This window comes from Paenibacillus sp. J31R30 (genome assembly GCF_059692115.1).
Genome location: NZ_JCAUAV010000001.1, coordinates 929,561 through 948,765, shown reverse-complemented (window position 1 = coordinate 948,765; position 19,205 = coordinate 929,561). Strand labels below are relative to the sequence as shown.

At 48.9% G+C, this 19,205-nt stretch carries 10 protein-coding genes; 1 reads left to right on the top strand and 9 read right to left on the bottom strand.

Going from position 1 to position 19,205, the window contains the following annotated elements:
- Positions 1 to 149: 149 nt before the first annotated feature.
- The 5 genes from AC58QO_RS03330 to AC58QO_RS03310 form a co-directional block, all read right to left on the bottom strand.
- Positions 150 to 3,632: an AAA family ATPase gene (locus AC58QO_RS03330; RefSeq protein WP_497263879.1), complete on the bottom strand. Its 3,483-nt coding sequence runs from the start codon at positions 3,630 to 3,632 to the stop codon at positions 150 to 152.
- A gap of 98 nt (positions 3,633 to 3,730) precedes the next feature.
- Positions 3,731 to 4,912 carry an exonuclease SbcCD subunit D gene (locus AC58QO_RS03325; protein WP_497263878.1) on the bottom strand — a complete coding sequence of 394 codons (1,182 nt, stop codon included), beginning with the start codon at positions 4,910 to 4,912 and terminating at the stop codon, positions 3,731 to 3,733.
- A 52-nt stretch (positions 4,913 to 4,964) separates the two neighbouring features.
- Positions 4,965 to 8,927 carry a helicase-exonuclease AddAB subunit AddA gene (gene addA, locus AC58QO_RS03320; RefSeq protein ID WP_497263877.1) on the bottom strand — a complete coding sequence of 1,321 codons (3,963 nt, stop codon included), beginning with the start codon at positions 8,925 to 8,927 and terminating at the stop codon, positions 4,965 to 4,967.
- A 21-nt stretch (positions 8,928 to 8,948) separates the two neighbouring features.
- Positions 8,949 to 12,479: a helicase-exonuclease AddAB subunit AddB gene (gene addB, locus AC58QO_RS03315; protein WP_497263876.1), complete on the bottom strand. Its 3,531-nt coding sequence runs from the start codon at positions 12,477 to 12,479 to the stop codon at positions 8,949 to 8,951.
- Between the two features lie 501 nt (positions 12,480 to 12,980).
- Positions 12,981 to 14,354, bottom strand: a complete 1,374-nt coding sequence (locus AC58QO_RS03310; RefSeq protein WP_497263875.1) for a class I SAM-dependent rRNA methyltransferase — start codon at positions 14,352 to 14,354, stop codon at positions 12,981 to 12,983.
- 119 nt (positions 14,355 to 14,473) lie between these two features.
- Between AC58QO_RS03310 and AC58QO_RS03305 the strand changes: the two genes are divergently transcribed.
- Complete coding sequence (locus AC58QO_RS03305; RefSeq protein ID WP_497263874.1) at positions 14,474 to 15,505, top strand: Na/Pi cotransporter family protein; 1,032 nt, start codon at positions 14,474 to 14,476, stop codon at positions 15,503 to 15,505.
- Here AC58QO_RS03305 and deoC read toward each other — a convergent pair.
- The 4 genes from deoC to AC58QO_RS03285 all read right to left on the bottom strand — a co-directional run bounded on the left by deoC (position 15,468) and on the right by AC58QO_RS03285 (position 19,196).
- Entirely contained in the window at positions 15,468 to 16,148 is a 681-nt protein-coding gene (gene deoC, locus AC58QO_RS03300) for a deoxyribose-phosphate aldolase (protein WP_497263873.1), read from the bottom strand. The two genes, AC58QO_RS03305 and deoC, sit on opposite strands and share 38 nt — an antisense overlap.
- A 134-nt stretch (positions 16,149 to 16,282) precedes the next feature.
- The gene (mtaB, locus tag AC58QO_RS03295; protein ID WP_497263872.1) at positions 16,283 to 17,617 is read right to left on the bottom strand and encodes a tRNA (N(6)-L-threonylcarbamoyladenosine(37)-C(2))-methylthiotransferase MtaB; all 1,335 of its coding nucleotides are present in this window, start codon (positions 17,615 to 17,617) and stop codon (positions 16,283 to 16,285) included.
- A gap of 6 nt (positions 17,618 to 17,623) precedes the next feature.
- Positions 17,624 to 18,391 (bottom strand): 16S rRNA (uracil(1498)-N(3))-methyltransferase, encoded by a 768-nt coding sequence (locus AC58QO_RS03290; RefSeq protein WP_497263871.1) that lies wholly within the window; start codon positions 18,389 to 18,391, stop codon positions 17,624 to 17,626.
- A gap of 133 nt (positions 18,392 to 18,524) precedes the next feature.
- The gene (locus tag AC58QO_RS03285) at positions 18,525 to 19,196 is read right to left on the bottom strand and encodes a site-2 protease family protein (protein ID WP_497263870.1); all 672 of its coding nucleotides are present in this window, start codon (positions 19,194 to 19,196) and stop codon (positions 18,525 to 18,527) included.
- Positions 19,197 to 19,205: the final 9 nt, after the last annotated feature.

The following is a 19,205-nucleotide window of genomic DNA, read 5'->3' as shown; positions in this document are numbered from 1 at the left end:
GCAGTGTATGCCAACTTGTACGAAACGGATTGATACCTTTACCTAGGGAGTATTCAGGAAATAAAAAAAGGCTAATGACGAATAATGCGTCATTAGCCTTACTTATTTGTGTTAAGCAATCTTTTGAAAAGAGATCACTTTAAGTTAGCTCAAAGTTCTTCGACTGAAATGCGACTCCCGCGACCAGATGGTTCTGCGGGATGTACAATTAATTTGCGAACGAGTCGAGCACGCAGCTCAGGTACATGAGAGATGACGCCTACAGCTAAACGATCTGTATGCAGCTTCTCTAAAGCACCTATAACCATGTCCAGCAATTCTTGGTCAAGTGTACCGAAGCCCTCATCCAGGAAGAAAAACTCTAACGGATATTCGCCCTTCAACTGAATCTGAGCAGATAATGCTAAGGCCAATGCTAACGAGGTAAGGAAGGTTTCCCCACCGGATAGCGTCCCAACCGGACGCTTCACCCCGCCATTCGCATCGTCACGAATGACGAAGCCACCGCCAGAGTCGACTTCAATCCCGTAACGTCGACGCGTCAACTCACCAAGTCGCTCGGATGCCGCGCGACTTACCTGCATTAACTGCTCTTCGGCCAGGTACTCGACGAAGGCATTGGCTTTGAGCACGGCTTGCAGCTTGCCAAGCCGCTCCAGCTGCGTCGCCTGCTCTGCACGCTGCGCCTCGAGCTCGCACCAGCGCAAGTGCCGCGCAGCGAGCTCGCTTGCGCCCTGCGCCGCCTTGGCCCGCGCCTCCAGCGCGGCTTCGGCGCCAGCCTTCGCGTCGCTCAGCTGCGCCTGCGACTGCGCCCACTCGGCCGCGCTCAGCACGCGGCCCTGCAGCTTCGCTGCCAGCTGCGCCAGCTGGGCGCGCAGCGCCTGCTCCCGCTCGCGGTGCTCCGCCGCGAGCTGAGCCCACTGGCGGCGCTGCTCAGGCGCCAGCGCCGCGGCCTCTGCGGCTTCGCGCGACGCGAAGCCTCCTTTTTCGAGCGCGCTGGCAAGCGCGCGCTCGGTCTGCGCCTGCTGCCGCGCGGCGGCGGCAGCGGCTTCGGCGGCGGCGCTGTAGCGCTGCGCCGCTAGGGACTGCTCGCGCTGCGCCGCCGCGTGCGCGAGCTTGGTCTGCTGCGCGAGCTGACGCAGCTGCGCTAGCGCGGAGGTCGCCTCCGCGATGAGCTGCGGCACCGCCGCGCCAGGCGCGCGCAGAGCGAGCTGCCGCGACTTGTCGGCGGCGAGCTGCGCGAGCCCTTGCAGCCGCTCATGGAGCTGCAAGGCTGTACGATCTTGCTCTTGCGCAGCAAGCTGAAGGCTTTCGAGGCCCGCGAGAAGCTCCTCGAGAAAAGGAATGCTTTTCTCAATACGACCGCGCAGTTCATCGGCTAGACGCTCATGTTCAAGGAGCTGATGGAGTTGGTCATCCACCAGATCCCAAGTCAGCGTTGTAAAATCCGTATGCCACTGCCGAGTCTGCTCTTCAACAGATTTGCTTACACTTGTTAATTTAGTTTCTGACTCAGCAAGCAAACTAGCCGCAGCCTGCCATTGTGCATGTAAGACAAGACCTTGTTGAGTAAGTTGGGCATGTTCTTTGTATATGTCCTGAAGTACCCTCTCACACTCTTCTACTTGAGACATACGAGATTGAAAGTCTGACTCCAAAATCTGCCATTGCTCCTGCCAATCCTCGAGTTTCATTTCTAAAGAAATGCTTCTCAGATCTACCTGTGTTCCTTCTTCTTGAGCTACAGCAGCTTCCTGTAGTGCATGTTCTATGCCCGCACGGCCTTCTTGCCGCTCCCCCTTAACCTCAGCTGGAAATTCCAATTCAACGGCTTGCTTATAGAGCTCCGACATTCGTCGAGCAACTTGCGAGCCTTGAAACTGTCGTTCTTTCATTTCTTGTAACAATAGCTCGATTTGCTGCAATAAACCTTCGGATATACTTGTTTTCTCTGCATTCATCGCGGACTCGTTGTTATTTTGAAGAGCCGGATGCTCCATCGCTCCACAGACAGGACAAGGCTCACCCATCTCCAGTTCTGCAGCTAATACAGCAGCCAAAGCATGACGCTCTTGATGCTTTAACTGCCTGCGTTGCTCATCCATCCACCCTTGCAAGCCTGTAAACAATTTTCCAAAAAAAACATCGTGTCTCTGTAAGTGTCCCTTACACGCAGCATACGCTGTAAACCAACCGCTTAGCTTAGCCTGAAGAACTCCTTGTTTCTCTACAATTAAGCTTTGCGAATGTTCGACCGCAGCATATGCATGTGCTTTATCAGATTTACTATTCTTCGCTTCCAGCTCTTGAGACTGAAGAAGGAGAATCCCTTTTTTCGCTTGCACGGCGTTTTGAAGTAATTGTCTCTGCGTGGCATCCGTTTCTACCAGCTTTAATTGCGCTTTCAGCTCCGATTGTTTCGCCACTGCCTTTTGCTTCGTTTCATTGGATTTAGAAATGTCCGCTTGCAGACGTAATAACGTTGATTTCACTTCAGCTTCTTGCGTTTGTGTCGTTTGAATGTGAGACTGTACCTGTTCAAGCTCCTGTCCAATGACAAGCGCTTGTTCCAACTGATCCAAGCGCAGCATTAACGGCCCTTCCTGCAAGACCAGTTCTTGTTCCGCTTTGTCAAACGCTAATGTTGCTTGCTGAAAAGCAGTGTCCGCAATCGCTTGCGAAGTTACAGCTGCATCAAGGTGAGATTTGCTAGATAACACATCACTCGCAGCCAACTTATGCTGTTCCAAGTAAGGAATAACTCGCTCCGCTTGTTCACCAAGCTTCAGCAGCTGTTCTTTTTCAGCAATGAGCCCGTCTTGCTCTCGATGCTTTTGCTGCTCTTGCTCAAGTCCCTCAGATTCCTTCATCCATTGGTAAACTTGTTTATGCTCTTCATAGAGCTTCTCCTGCTGCTCCAAATGGTCCCGGCTACGAACCGCTTCTTGTTCCGCTTCATGAAGCCTGTTATTCGCTTCTTCCAAAGCCATTGAGGACGCATCCCCTAGCCCCTGCTGCTCGGCAGCAAGCTGTTTAACAGCGCTGTCCGTTTCCTTTACTTTAGAGCTGACCTTCGCACTCAAATGGTCCCCGTAGGTTTCAAGATGGAAAAGCCGCTGCAGCATTTGCCTTCGATCCTTACCTGTCAAGGTCAGAAACTCAGCAAACTTCCCTTGCGGCAGCACGACCGCTCTCGTAAAGTCCTGCATCGACAGCCCCAAAATGTTCTGAACTTGTTGATTGACTTCGCCCGCCTTATCCGCCAGCACGATCGTTTCGTTATCACGAATATGTAAGAACCGAGAAATGGTTCCATTGATGGACATCTCAGCACCACGCTTGAATTGCCGCTCTACCCGATATCGCTCTGTACTCGTTGCATTGGTCAGTTCAAATGTAAAAGAAACGAACAGTGTCTGCTCGGCATGATTCATAATCGCTTGGGTGCCGCCGCTTGCTCGTTCTACTTTGCCATACAATGAGAGGGTTATCGCATCTAAAATCGATGATTTTCCACTTCCCGTTGGCCCAAATATTCCAAACACTCCAGCATCTACGAGCTGGCTGAAATCGATTGTCTGCAGCTCTCGATAGCTTTGCAGGCCTGACATCTGTAATTGTACTGGACGCATCTTACTTCCTCCTTTCACTTACATCACAAAAGTTATCCACAAGCACTTGTTGGGGAAAACATTTTTCCCCACACGCACGAATCTCAATTCATTTGCGCTTACTCGCCGCCAGAAGTATCACCAAGCTCTTTCTCCTGCAGCAACTCCAAAAATAATTGAACTAACGCAGGCTCTGGTTGTGCGCCTCCCGTTTGACGCGCATAGAAGCGTGTAAAATGCTCCTCCATTGAAAAAGCTGCTTTCGGCATCGATGTACGAACAGCTTCCATTTCTGGATAGATGGGACGAATATGAATGAAGCCTTCGTACGCTTTACGCAGCGATTGTATTTGTTCAATGGACATGGCGGAAGTCATCGTGATCTCCAAATCAATCCATGCCGTGCTATCTCTTTGTTCATCTAGCCATTGGTGTACCTGTCCTATGCCTTCTTTCGCTTTCCAGCTTACCAACGGGCGTCCTGAGGTCAAGAAAATTTCCTGAGGCTCAGCCACCTGCCCTGGCGCAAGATCAAGAATTGTCACGGATTTGGCTTGTCCCGCTTCCGAAAAGCTATAAGCTATAGGTGAACCGCTATATCGAATGGGAGAAGCAGCCTTCACATTTTGCGGACGATGCAAGTGGCCAAGCGCTACATATTGCGCCCCAGCAGTCAGAGCGGTAGTGTCCACGGTGTACGCACCGCCAACTTGAATTGGACGTTCCGACTCCGTTTCATGCCCGCCTAGTACATATAAGTGACTCATGATCAAATTCACTGTATTTGGTTCGAAAGACGCAGCCTGTTTACGAATCAAAGCTCCAACCCGCTCCGAATATTTGCTGCGCAGCACTTCTTCCTCAGCAACTTCGGAAAGCAACTCCTTTAAGCGAGATTCCGAAGGATACGGCAAAGCGATTAATCGAGCAAGCTCACCTGTTCGAGCAATTCCAATAGATTGAATTTCCTGAATCGGTAATCCAATAAGGGTTATGCCTTGTGACGCTGCCAGCGGACCCGAAGCCGCCAGACGATCCGGATGATCATGGTTACCCGAAATAATCGCAACTTGCCTTTTACCGCCATCTGCAAGCCTAGATATGCCTTCATAAAATAACTGCTCCGCTGCAGCAGGAGGGTTGACGCTGTCGTAAATATCTCCAGCAATCAACACTAGATCTATCGCTTGATCCTCCACAATGCGCACAAGCTCATCCATGAAAGCGATCTGCTCTTCCATCCGGCTGCGCCCCTCCAAAGCTCGTCCAAAATGCCAATCGGCCGTGTGTAAAATTCGCATGTCTCATCTCCTTTCTGACCTTAGCAAGTCGTCTCTCGTTATTAATGTCTCTCTACATTTCTACTAGTTTGGCACCATCAAAGAAATAGAGGAACTTGCCATGTACCGGACGTTTCCAAATGTGTTCCACAGCGCGAGCATATAAGCTTATTTGCTTCTCATAACGTTGTTGAAGCTCAACTTCCGTGCTTCCTCTAACCGCATCCGTCTTATAATCTACGAGAACGAGTCCTAGCTCATCTTCAAAAAGACAATCTATAACCCCTTGAATGAGCACAGTCTCTCCAAGTGTTGATGGGTCCGCCTCAGAGTAAACCTCACCTGCAGGCAGTCCATAACTAAATGGAACCTCTCGCTGCACATTGTGCGATTGGATCATCCGTTTCCCAACCTGTGTTTCGAAAAATTTCAAAATAACAGGGATATCTACCACATCACGCTGATCTTGCGTCATCGTTTGCTTGTCCAACATCTCTTGGAGTGTTGACTGTATAATTGCTTCTGTTGGCATTTCTGCTAGGGACATATTTTGCATTACGGCATGAACAACAGTCCCTTTCTCAGCTGCCGTTAGCTTTTTCTCTTCCATGAATCTCGGTCTTCGCCAAATCGTAGCCGCTGGTTTACTTGCCGTTGGCATAGTTCCCTCTCCGGATGAGATTTCCACAGCGATTGGCGACTCGAACTCATCCACGATCCGGTTGAGCTCAGATAGCCGTTTCATTTCCGAAACCGTCGTTTTAGCAAAATGCTTCGGCGCATCAGGGAATGTGTATGTCCAAGATAGTCGATCCTCTAAAGCTTCTTTCCAGTTTCCAGACGTAGTAACAGTCTCACGCTGCTGAATCGCCTTGAATCGATCACTTTCCGGCTCGACAACCACATCTTCTAAGACATCCTGTACCTGCAAGCTTTCTGGCGTAATCACGGAGAGCTTCCATTGCGATGAATCATGCAGCAAACGTATATCCGAAGCAATATCACGAATTCCAAGCCGTTCACGCCACATGGCGGCATCCGGATGACGAAGCAAAGCAGGCCCTACCCAGTCCAGATAGCTCTTCGCTTTCGCTAACTCAAAATCAGGCAAATACCATGCCTCCCTTGATAAATGACGAGCCCAACCACGCAGCAGCTTATCGAGCGATTTCACAGTACCAAGTAAGTACAATTTCTCGCGCGCTCTGGTGAGGGCTACATAGAGAACGCGCATTTCCTCAGCTAGAAGTTCGAGCTTCAGCCTCTTTTTAATCGCAAGAGAGGGTAACGTCGGGTAACTGACACGCAGCGTTGTATCTACAAATCGCGGTCCGAAGCCAAGCTCTTTATGCAATAAGAACGCATCATTCAAATCGCGTTGATTAAACATCTTCGCCATGCCAGCCACAAAAACAACCGGAAATTCCAAGCCCTTGCTCTTATGAATGGACATAATCCGAACAACATCTTCCTGCTCACCAAGCGCACGTGCGGTTCCAAGATCGCCTCCGCTTTCTTTCATCCGTTCGATAAATCGTAAGAAGCGGAATAATCCACGCAGAGACGTACTCTCGTATTGTCTTGCTCTATCATATAAAGCTCTTAAGTTGGCTTGCCTTTGCATGCCGCCAGGCAATCCGCCAGCGAAATCATAATAGCCGGTTTGTCTAAAAATGCTCCAAATCAAGTCGGCTAGCGATCCTTGTCTAGCGTCATTACGCCATTGCTCCAATTGTTCAAGAAATAGCGTCAATTTGATTCCCAGCTTGTCATCCGCACTCTGTACACTTTGCCCAGCCGTACGCAAGACAGACTCATAGAAAGGTACGGATTTGTCCGCAGCTCGAATTTGCGCCAAATGCTCTGCTGACAGTCCAACCATCGGAGATCGCAATACAGCCGCCAAAGGTACGTCTTGATACGGATTGTCAATGACCTTCAATAAGGAAAGCATCGTTTCAACTTCTGTTGCCGAGAAGTAACCAGTACTGAGCTCAGCATAAGCTGGAATGCCTTGTTTCTTCAGCTCATCAATTAGAATTGGGGACCAGGCTTGGGTTGCTCGCAACAAAATTACAATATCCCTGTATGTTGCGGGACGGTCACCCCCCGTTCGTTTATCAAATACTTGAAATGACTCTTGACCACCTGCGCCTAACAACCCTTTGATTTGACGAGCAATTGTACGTGCTTCCAGCTGCGCAGTTTCCAGTTCTTCTGCTTCCAATGCGGGATCAATCGCACTTTCAGCACCCTCGGCGTTGATGTCCTCTCCACTTTCATCGGATTCTTCAGTGAACGCTTCGCTTTTGTCTGTTCCATCCTTACCACGATCAATGAGCAGCATCTCAACTGAGCAATCAGAGGCAGAGGGCGGGTAACCCGCTCCATACACTAGTTCCGCACGCTCATCGTAAGCAATTTCACCGACAGTTTCATTCATCATTTGTTTGAAAATAAAGTTAACCGCATCAACGACTTGAAGACGACTACGGAAATTTCTCGCTAAATCGATTCTTCCACCGTTCATCTCTCCGTCAGATGCTTCTTTGTTGGAACGATACGCTTTGTATTTTTCTAAGAATAGACCTGGCTCTGCCAGACGAAACCGATAAATACTTTGTTTCACATCACCAACCATAAACCGATTGCCCGGCTTTGAAGTTGAAATCAACTCCACAATCGCTTCTTGGACACGATTCGTATCCTGGTATTCATCCAGCAGCACTTCTGCAAATTGCTTCCGATACGATTGCGCCGCTTCTGAAGGATACAATTCACCGGGCATGGAACCTGGCGCACTTAGAATTTGTAAGCAATAATGCTCCAAATCGGCAAAGTCAATCAGTCCCTTCGCTGCTTTAGCCGCTTGATATCGCTGACCGAAATCAACGATAAGATCAACAAGGACGTGCAGCAACGGAGCCATGTCTGCAATTTCTTGATGAAACTGTTCTGGTGTTCGACCGAACAATTCTTCTTTTAATTTGTTAATTTGTTCCTTCGCCTTGTTTCGAAGCTCTTTAACTTCTTCTTGCAGTCCTTTGTCATAATCATCGCCCTTGCAGGCTTTGAGCTTACCGAACTCGACTGTTTGAAAACCAAGATACAAGACGGACCATGGATAAGTCGTCGTTTCCAATAAATTCTGAACGAGCAGCATATCATCTCGTAAATTTTCTATATACGGGGCAGGGCCTCCTGGAGATTCCGCGATGTGCAGCGCTTGTCCTAGCAAATCCGCTGCTCCTTCTAATTCCAGAGAAAGATCACGAACTAGACTTTGCTCCCACAGCGAATAATCCACTGGCGCTGAGGCCGCGGCAACATATGGCAGCGCTTCTTCAACTATCCCAGTCAGCTCATCCGCAATCGCTTGATCCGCTTGCCTTGAAGAAGGCGGGCCAAACATTGACGCAGTCCCTCTAAGCCAATGCTCCGGCCAAGGATGACTGCGAGATACATCGTAAAGCTTCTGAATAAGCATCATTATCGCGTTATCATTGCGCTCACCGCTAAAAGAATCCACCAAACGCCAGAATGCGCTGTCTTCATTACTCGCGGCATAATATTCTTCAAGCATCTCGCCTAGTAAGTCCTGACGGAGTAAATCCGCTTCCGTTTCATTCGCTATTCGAAAGCCAGGGTCTAATTTGATGAGACTGAAATAACGCTGAACAACCTCTAAACAAAAGGAGTGAAGGGTTGTAATCGATGCCTTCCCCATTAGCGCCAGCTGTTTACGCAAATGCTGTGAATGCGGCTGTTTCATCAGTTCTTTCTCAAGTGCCTCTCGAATTCGATGCTTCATTTCAGAAGCCGCTGCTTTCGTAAATGTTGCAACGAGTAATCGGTCTACATCGATCGGTTCCCATTCATTAGAGATCCTACGAATGATTCGTTCAACGAGTACGGCAGTTTTACCAGAGCCTGCGGCAGCGGCAACCAACATGTTTTGCCCCTTGAGGGTAATGGCATCCCATTGATCATCCGTCCATGTACTACCGAGGGGTTTAGGTTCTTGCTGTTGTGTCACCTTGTCCGCTCCTTTCTACCATCACGATTGACTTACCTGTTCAGCAAGCTCCGTCCACACTTGATCCTTCGCACGAGGTCGAAAGATTTGAATCTCATTCCCTTCAAATAAGGGATCTATTTGGCAAATCGCGGTATACGAACAATGCTGGCAGGCTGACTTTTTCCCTAAACGATAAGGAGCAATATCAACATGACCATCTGTAATGTTCGTCCCAATTTGTTTGACTTGTTTACGTACATAAGTTCGAAGCGTATTCCACTGCTCGTCCGTCGCTACCGATGAAGTCGAGTAGAAGCTTCCATCTTTCTTTAATGCGACTGGAATAAGCTGTGAATGCCCAGAGCTATGGATAAGCTCATCATCCATCATTCCGGCAACCTCAGCATCCGCTGTGATCAAGCCCTTCATTTTAAATCGTTTGCGAAGTTCTTTCTCAACGGAAGCAGGATCAAGCGCATTTTTCTGCTGCAGCATGGGGTTATGCACGTGGAAATAAAGCACGCCTGCCGGCTTTGCTTCCACACCAAGCCATGTCTCCGCATGTGTAAGAATTACGTCCAGATACGTTAACATCTGCAGGGATAATCCGTAGTACACTTCTGAAAGCTGCAAGGCCGTTTGACTGGATTTGTAGTCAATCACTCGTAAAAGCACACCCTGCTCACCATCAGCGCGATCCACACGGTCAATCCTGCCGATAATCTCCATCGTACAGCCGTTGTCCAGTTCAAATGTCAGCGAAGGCAAATCCTTGCCAGGTCCAAAATCAATTTCCAGCCCTAGTGGTTGAAATTGACCATGCTTAGCATGCTCACCGAGAATAACGGCTGCCCTGCCAACCACTTGCTTTAGCTTTCTAGCAATATACGCATAGCGACTTGAGCTCAGTAGAATCTCACCTTGAAGTCTCGGGGCAAGCTCGTCCACCACTTGTGCAGACCTCTCCATACATTGTTCGGCGGAAAGGGAACCCCAATCCAACTGATCATGCTGTAGTTTCTGTACGAATTGATTCAATGCAGCGTGGAACAATTGACCGATATCAGGTGCATCCAAGCGATACACACGACGCTCTTGCAGGCGTAATCCATGCGAAACGAAGTGAGAGAATGGACATGCCACATACTTCTCCATACGTGAAACACTTGCGCGCAAATGTTCACCGTATAACAGCTTGCTCGTTCTGGAAGAAAGTCCCTTCTCTTTGTTCGTATACTGCAATGCCTGCACAACTGACTGCAGTTTCATTTGCCAAGCGGGTTGCTCCGCGTACCAATTGTACGCATCCCACCATAGTTCTGACATACGTCCACCCAGCATCCAATGCTTCATGCGAACAGCCAAATAAGAGATCGCCTGAGTCGGATGGGCTAGATAAGCTGCTTGCTCAATTTCAGGCGACTCTACTGACGGTTCTGCCAAAAGCAGTGACTCTTCCGTACCTGGAAAAAGCTGTCTCATCTGCCTGATCAGTTCCGAAGGCAATAACGATTTCCCTTCTTCATCCGCTAAAGGATAACTCATCCAAAGACGCTTGCCCGGTACAGTCAACGATGTATAGACGATAAATTGCTCGTCCAACAGCTTACGGCGACTTCCATCCGCCATAGGCAATCCGGAGTCCATCAGAACACTTCGTTCTGCTTCAGTCAGCACGCCTTTTTCAGCCATCTGCGCTGGAATAACCCCGTCATTCACACCTAAAATATAGGCATACCGAATTCCGCTTGAACGAGTTCGATCCATACTTCCGATCAGCAATTGATCCATCGAAGGCGGGACTAAGCCTAGTTTCATGCTTTCCATCCCTGTTTCGATAAGGCTGTTAAAAAGCTCCAAGGATAGTTCATCATCGCCCATGGTTTCCACCAATTGATCCAGCATATCCATCACACTGTTCCACATTTGACCATGCTCGCGAGCCTTTTCCGGTTTTCCATCAAGTGTTGCTTGCTGTGTCCATGCCTCTAGCTTCTCCGGTGCCTGCACGGTAATCAATAGCTCATAAACAGCTTCAACTTGAGCCTTAACCGTACGCGCTTGTCCAAGACGATTAGCTAGTGCAAGTAATGGGCGCACGACCCACGACTTGCTCGTATTTAGTGCTTGAAGTTCGGCAGAATGTACATTTACCTGATCCTCCGCTTGCTCCAAATTGGCACGAAATTGATAGGTCCATGGCTTCCCATCCGTCCATCTATAGCCTTGAATCCCGAAAGCAAGTACATAATTCTCTAATTTATCAAGCTCAGTCCTTTGAGTAGTTGCATCCAGTGGCAGCAATAAATCCGTCTTGATACAACGGAATACAGCATCGTAATGCCAATTGTGCTGAATAACCTCTAGCGCGGACCGAATGAATTCCACGAGTGGATGATGAAGTACCGACCGCTTCTGATCGAAAAAGTGAGGAATTTCATAATCCGTAAGCACCATGTTTAATAGATCCTGATAGCCTTCCATATTCCTTACCATGATGGCCATTTCACGCCACCGCACACCCTGCTCTCGAACTAGCTGCAGCATGTCTCGCACAGCGCCCTCAACCTCCGCACGGCGATGAACAGCTTCTCTAATAACGAGCTGATCGGCTATTTTCTCTCCTGAGGAAGTCTGATATTTAGGAGCTCCACCGCCAATTCGACGATCGAAATTTTGCTCCAAATAGGCAAGCGCAGGACTATCTTCGTATCGAGGTGAACGATCAGGTGTAAGCAGTAGGACTTCAGCAGCACCTAGACCAAGCTGCCAAATCATCTCCTGCAAGCGAACCATTGTCGTAGCCGTAGGATGAAATAAATCCAACTCATCCGGCATATCTCCCGCCTGAAGTTCGCGATCCAGACATAATGTAATCGTCACTTGCTTACATACTGCAAATAAAGCACCAAGCACCTTAAATTCTTGCGGTGTAAAACCATGAAACCCATCAATCCATACCGAAGCTGAACGCAAATAACTGGACCTTGCTACCTGCTCTGCCAGCAGCGTCAAGTAATCCTCGCCATCCAAATACTGCTTGGCAAGCTCCGACTCAAACTGCTTGTAGACGAGTTGAATATCGTGCATCTTATCTCGCAGCAAACCGTGTTCACCAAGGTTGGTCACTCGTTTATTCTCATGTGTCTCTAGCTGTTCAGCCGTCACACAATAGCGTTTCATCTCCGTAAAAAGCTGGTTCAAACGGTCAACAAAGCCCATCTGCTCAGCCGAGTGACCGAAGAGGCGAAGTTTATCTTTGTATTTATGTAAAATGCTCGTTAACAGCAGTTTCTTTCCTGTATCATCAATAGGCAGCCTCGCCGTACCGCCTTCTTCTTGCATCACACGCCAAGCTAATCTGTGGAAGCTTAATACTTGTGCGCGAATCATTCCGCGAATATTAGGATCCGAAACTAGCGCGTGTTCAGCTTGAAATGTGGCTTGTTCAGGGACAAGCAAAATTAACGGATCTCCTTCAGGCGCTAATGCCAACTGCTCCTTCATTTCCGTCAGACAGCGTTCACTCTTGCCGCTTCCGGCTCTACCAATCACGAATCGAATGGACATTCATAGCCTCCTAACACTTTCCGTCGGAAAGCTTGCTTCGTAAGCAATTCTCATAGTCTATCTCTCTATTCTAGCATATTTGTGGTGCTTAGTCGGTGTGGTAGATGATGGAGGGGGGATCTGGGGGATTCATTTCAAACACGTTATGCGAACGTATATTCTATTATTGTAACATGGAAAATGAAATACGGAAAGACTTCTACGCCAGAAGTTGCATTAGTCCGATATCTCCGAACTAAACCCAAGATTTCTTTCTTAAAATGACAATTAGTCCGATTCTGCCGAATTAATTACCCATATTCCAGGCATAGCGGGTTGCTAATCGTGATTTAGTTCGGCTAATTCGGACTATCGAAGATGTAATGCCGCGGACAGTGAGATTAATTCGGCAATTTCGGACTAATGGAAAATGGGAACAACAGTAAACAGCAACACGACACAAAAAAACAAAGCCAGAATAATTCCAGCTTTGTTACCTTTTCAGAATTAGAAAACCACTATTTATTTGCTTCGAACTTCAAAAATTGCAAATTTTAAATAATGCCCCTCATCTACGCCGAGAATACGCGGGTGGTCCATCCCTGCTCCACGGAACTCAATTAGGCGCAGCAATTTACCCGCATCTGTTGCCGCTGCATGGATTGTTTCAAGGAACAGCTCCGGATGCATGTGATAGGAACAGCTTGCTGTGACCAGATAGCCACCTTCATTCACAAGCTTCATCCCGTGTAAATTGATATCCTTATAACCACGGCAAGCACCTTCAACTGCACTCTTCGTTTTGGCGAAAGCAGGCGGGTCTAGAATTACGACGTCCCACGTCCGACCACCTGTACCTACAGGCTTAGAGGTGTCTACCTTAGCTTGTCCTGAGGCACCTGCTGAAGAGCGAAGCTTACGCTCATCCAAGCCTTTTACTTGCGTACGCAAGTACTCGAAGGCATCAGCGACGACGAACTCGACGCGATCCTCGAATCCATTCAGAGCGACGTTCGTACGCGCGCTTTCGATGGCATGCTCGGAAATATCGAGACAGGTCACTTTTTTCGCCCCGAATTTACAAGCGTTTAACGTAAAGCTCCCTGTATGCGAGAAGCACTCCAGCACTGAAGCTCCGTCCCACAGAGGGAACGTGACTACTTTGCCATTGGCATTCACAGGCAGCAACTCCGTTACACCATTCTCTTCGACTTCCGTCAAATGAATGCCGCTGCGGTGACCCCAACCCGTCATCAATGGCGCAATCGCAGCGCGATTCTCACGTTGGTCGAAGAAATACCCCGTCTTCTGTCCCTCTTCAATATCCACGCGAATGCGAAGGCCATTCTCTAAGATATCAACATGCTTTGTGCAATCTCCATATAGGAGTCCCTTCGTCTGCTTCAGACCTTCTAACTCACGAATGGAAACGTCACTGCGCTCATAGATCCCTGCTGGCTTCATGACTTGAACCAATGCTTCTACGATATTGTCTCTACAGAGGTCCATCCCCAAGGTTAAAAGCTGAACTACAAGCGTGTTCTCGAATTTATCCACAATGAGTCCTGGAAGGAAATCAGCTTCCCCATAAACCAGACGATAAGACTGCGCTCCTTTCACAAAACGCTGACGATGAAGGAAACAACGTGTAAACCGTTCGACGAAAAACTCAGTCGTCATCGCCTCAATCGGACTATACGATACAATACGTACCGTTAGCTGCGAAGCTTCGTTGTAATAGCCGGTTGCTAGATATTTGCCTAGGTGGTTCTGAACGGATACAAGCTGTCCAGGCACAATGTCTCCATCCGTGCGCTCTATTTCACTCTTATACACCCATGGATGCCCTTGCTCCAAGCGGGGTTTGCGTTTCTTATGTAAAAATACTACTGCCATTGTTTTAGCCGTCCTTTGCGTGAAACCGTTCACCTACACCATCTGGCTTGTCATGCTTGTCTGTACGGTCACATATATTGGTTGAAAAAGTCATCCGCTCACGAAAAGGAGATCCTCTCATGATTCATGCTATTATTTTGCCTGTTGTCGCAGGCTTTATCTTATTTTTGTTTGGGATGAAGCTCATGGAAACCTCGCTTCAAACCTGGGCCGGCCCCCGCCTCCAGCTGTGGCTGGAGCGGTTCACCCGCACACCGGTGCGCGGCCTGCTCACCGGCACCGTACTGACAGCGGCGCTGCAGAGCAGCACCGCCATCACGGTCATCGCCATTGGCCTCGTCGGCGCTGGCGTCCTGTCCTTCCCGAGAACACTAGGCGTGATTCTCGGAACGAACATCGGCACGTGCCTCACCACTGAGCTGATCGGGCTCAGCTTGGGTGGCATCGGCGTGCCGATCCTGATCGCCAGCGCCAGCGTCTGGCTGGCGAGCTGGCTGGCCGGGCCGCTGCCGCAGGCCACCGGCCCCCGACACGCCGCCGCGCAAGCAGCCGCGGCACCATCCCTGACCGCCGAGAACGTCGGCGGTCGCCAATGGGTGCGCAGCGTCCGCTACGGATCGCTGGCGGTCTCTGGCTTCTCTCTCGTGCTGCTCGGCATCGAGATCATGCAAACCATCGGGCCTGCGCTGCAGTCCCGAGGTCTGTTCTCCTGGTTCGTGCACCAGGCGCAAGCAAGCCTGCTCTGGGGCATCCTCGCAGGCGCAGCCGTGACCGCGCTCGTGCATAGCAGCGCTGCCGTCATTGCGATGGCGATGAGCCTCGCCGCCACGGGAGCCATCCCCGTCGAGCTCGGGGTTGCGATTACGATCGGTGCCAACGTAGGCACCTGCGTCACCGCTCTAATCGCAGGCATGAGCAGCTCACGTGCCGGACGATATGTCGCCTGGTCGCATGTGCTGCTCAATGTCGGAGGCGCGATCCTCTTTTACCCTATTATCCATGTGCTCGTTAGTCTTTCAGCACTACTTGCTGATGACGCCGCTTCACAGATAGCCCGTTCTCAAACCATTTTCAACATCGTAGGTTCCCTAGTCGCTTTGCCACTCTGCTATCTTAATATGTGGAAGCGCCTTGAGTTCCGTTCACAATAGCTACGCCTGAGCTGGTACCTAATCTTGTCGCACCTGCTTCAATCATGGCAATTGCCGTCTCTACATCACGTACGCCGCCAGATGCTTTCACACCGATCGTGCTGGATACGTTTTGGCGCATCAAGCGAACATCTTCCAACGTAGCTCCACCAGGACCAAAACCAGTTGAGGTTTTCACGAAATGAGCACCAGCTTCTTCAGAAAGACGGCAAGCAGTAGCTTTCTGCTCATCATTTAGGAAACCTGTTTCCATGATCACTTTGACGATGGCTTTTCCTTTTACAGCATCTACAACTTGCTTAATATCGGAACGAACCGCATCGAGTTGTCCTTCCAACAGCAAACCGATTGGCAATACTGTATCAATTTCAGCTGCTCCATTTTCAACAGCTTTAGCTGCTTCGAAGGCTTTCACTTCACTCAAGCTTGCACCAAGAGGAAAACCAACTACCGCAGCAACCTTAACACCTGTTCCTTCTAAAGCTTTAGCCGCTGTTGCAACGAACTGTGAATTCACACACACACTGAAAAATTGATGCTGCGCAGCTTCCTCACACAACTTGTGAATCGCAGCAGTACTCGCATCTGCTTTCAATAAAGTATGGTCGATATAGCTTGCAATTTCTTTCGCGTTTAATGTCATTTTCAAAGCACCTCATCTGATTTAGTAGTTACACACTTCGATTTCGAACAAGCTCCCGTCTAATCGAGAAAACCTCTAACGCAGTCATTCAAAAGAACGACCACGAGTAGAGGTGGGGAATTACTTAAACTTACTTACAAATTCACTACGCCTTCAAGCACGCGAACGAGTTGTCCCTTGCTCTCATTGACACCGGCCTCCGTAACCTTCACGCGGCAGACTTGACCGATCATGTCTTCTGAACCTTCAAACACTAATTGTACATAGTTATCGGAATATCCACTGTACAAGCCGCTATCCGGTGCACCTTTGTAGGTACGCTCTGGAATAACTTCCAGCACTTGCCCAACGAACTTCTGAGCATAAGCCAACTGCATTTTCTCGGATAGATCAATGAGTTCATGAACACGTGCATTTTTGATTTCTTCATCCACCTGATCCTCCATCCGTGCAGCAGGGGTACCTGTCCGCTTCGAATAAGGGAAAACGTGCATTTCGGAGAATTTCATTTGCTCCATGAATTTGTAGCCATCGCGGAACATCTCTTCTGTCTCACCAGGGAAACCAACGATGACATCCGTTGTTATTGCAACATCTGGCATAATCTCGTGCAGACGCTCAATTTTACGTGCAAACTCAGCCGTTGTATATTTGCGGCGCATCCGCGCAAGCACCTGATCATCGCCCGCTTGCAACGGGATGTGCAGATGACGGCACATTTTGTCCGAAGATTTCAGAACTTCAATCACTTCATCAGTAATTTGGCTCGCTTCGATCGAAGAAATCCGAATGCGCTTCAAGCCTTCGACTTTATCCAGATCCTTGAGCAGCTTCGCCAAGCTGTAGTCCTCAATATCTTCACCATAGCCCCCAGTATGAATACCTGTGAGTACGATTTCCTGATAGCCTGCTGCTACGAGCTGTTCCGCTTGCGCAATAACGCTTTGCGGTTCACGACTACGCATCAATCCACGTGACCAAGGAATAATGCAGAAGGTGCAGAAGTTGTTGCATCCTTCTTGAATTTTCAGAAATGCCCGTGTACGATCCGCAAAATCAGGCACATCCAGTTCCTCGAACGAACGGGTTTTCATAATGTTTCGCACCGCATTAATCGGTTGACGATCTGACTCAAACTGTTTCACAAGCGGAATGATTTTCTCACGATCCTGCGTCCCGATCACCATGTCCACACCTGGAATTGCCATAATTTCCGCTGGCGATGTTTGTGCGTAACAACCTGTAACAGCCACAATTGCCTCCGGATTGCGACGAATCGCGCGACGAATCATCTGGCGACTCTTCTTATCCCCTGTGTTTGTTACTGTACATGTGTTAATTACATAGACATCTGCCGTATTCTCGAAATCAACTTGTTCATAGCCCTCATTTTTGAAAAGCTGCCAAATTGCTTCTGTATCATAAAAATTCACTTTACATCCGAGTGTATGAAACGCTACCGTTGCCATTTTCGCTTATCCTCCCATTTCTCCGGTTTCATAAAACAGACAGGTAAGACCCACCATCGCGGCCGTCTCTGTCCGTAAAATGCGATTCCCCAGCGAAACCGAGCGAAAGCCAGCCTCTTCAGCTTGCTTAATTTCTTGCTCTGTGAATCCACCTTCGGGGCCAACCGCAATCAACACTTGCTTGCCTGGTCCTATTCGGCCTTCCGCTAGCGCTGCCTGTATGGCAGGCTTCAGCTGCTGACCATCTTCCTTCTCATAGCAAATCCAAGCCACATCCGCTTCCTTTGCACGCTGCAGCAATTGCTTCCATGTGTAGACGGATTCAATCTGCGGCACACGGTTACGATGGGCTTGCTCTGCTGCTTCCTTCGCGATTTTCTGCCAGCGCTCTGTGCGCTTCGCTTCTTTCTTCGCATCGTACTGCACAATCGTTCGTTCCGATAAAAAAGGAAGAAACCGGGCTGCCCCGATCTCGGTCCCTTTTTGAATAATAAGCTCCATCTTATCGCCTTTAGGTAAGCTCTGCGCGATCCACACGTTAACAGCCGCTTCCGCGTCCATAGCGAGCTCCTCCACGATTTCCGCGGTAACTGCTCCCTTGTCTAACTGAGTGATACGAACGAGCACCTCGCGGTCCACACCATTGCTGCAGATGACTTTATCGCCTACTTCAGCGCGCATGACGCGACCCAGATGATGGGCGTCGTCCCCCTCAATGGTGACTGTTTGTGTAGAAGCATGGAACTGCTGGGGCGGGAGAAAATAACGCTGCATAGTCAAAGCCTCTCTATCTTCGTTCATTTGAACATCATTTGATCTTTATTCGAACACCGATGTCACGTGAAACTTCCACACACCATCATACCTCGTTTGAACCGGAAAATCCATATGGAACTCAATGGAGAGATTACATGCCCAAAATGCTAGTAATCACAATAGCAAATTGGTTGATGATGTCATCGCCTAAACGTAGGTAAGGATCTAGCGTTACTTGACGTAGAGGTCTGATAAAGACAACTAGTAAGAAAATCACAGATGCCCATTGTTCAAACTTTTGAAGCGTCTCCGTGTACCTGAGGTTAACTAAATCTTGAATAATCCGATATCCATCAAGAGGTGGAATTGGAATCAAGTTAAACAGAAACAATGTAATATTAATGTTTAACATCAACTTCAAGAACAGAACAATCGCATCCCCACTGCCCTTGGACATCCCATCTAGCCAACCATATTTCTGAAATAGCGCAAAAATAAATAACGTGATAAAGGCCATAATCAAGTTACTAATCGGCCCCGCCGCGGTCACAATAATCCCAAATAAGCGAGGACGCTTAAAATTACCCCGGTTTACTGGAACAGGCTTCGCCCAACCAAAACCTGCAATCAACAGCATAATCGTTCCGAAAAGGTCCAAATGGACCATCGGGTTCAACGAAACACGGCCAAACTGATACGCCGTAGAATCTCCTAATTTATAGGCGCTATACGCATGTGCCCATTCATGAATCGTAAACGAAAGCACGAGCACCAAAATCACAAACGGCAGCGTGTTCCAATCGTAAAATAATAAGCCTCCCATGAGCCAACA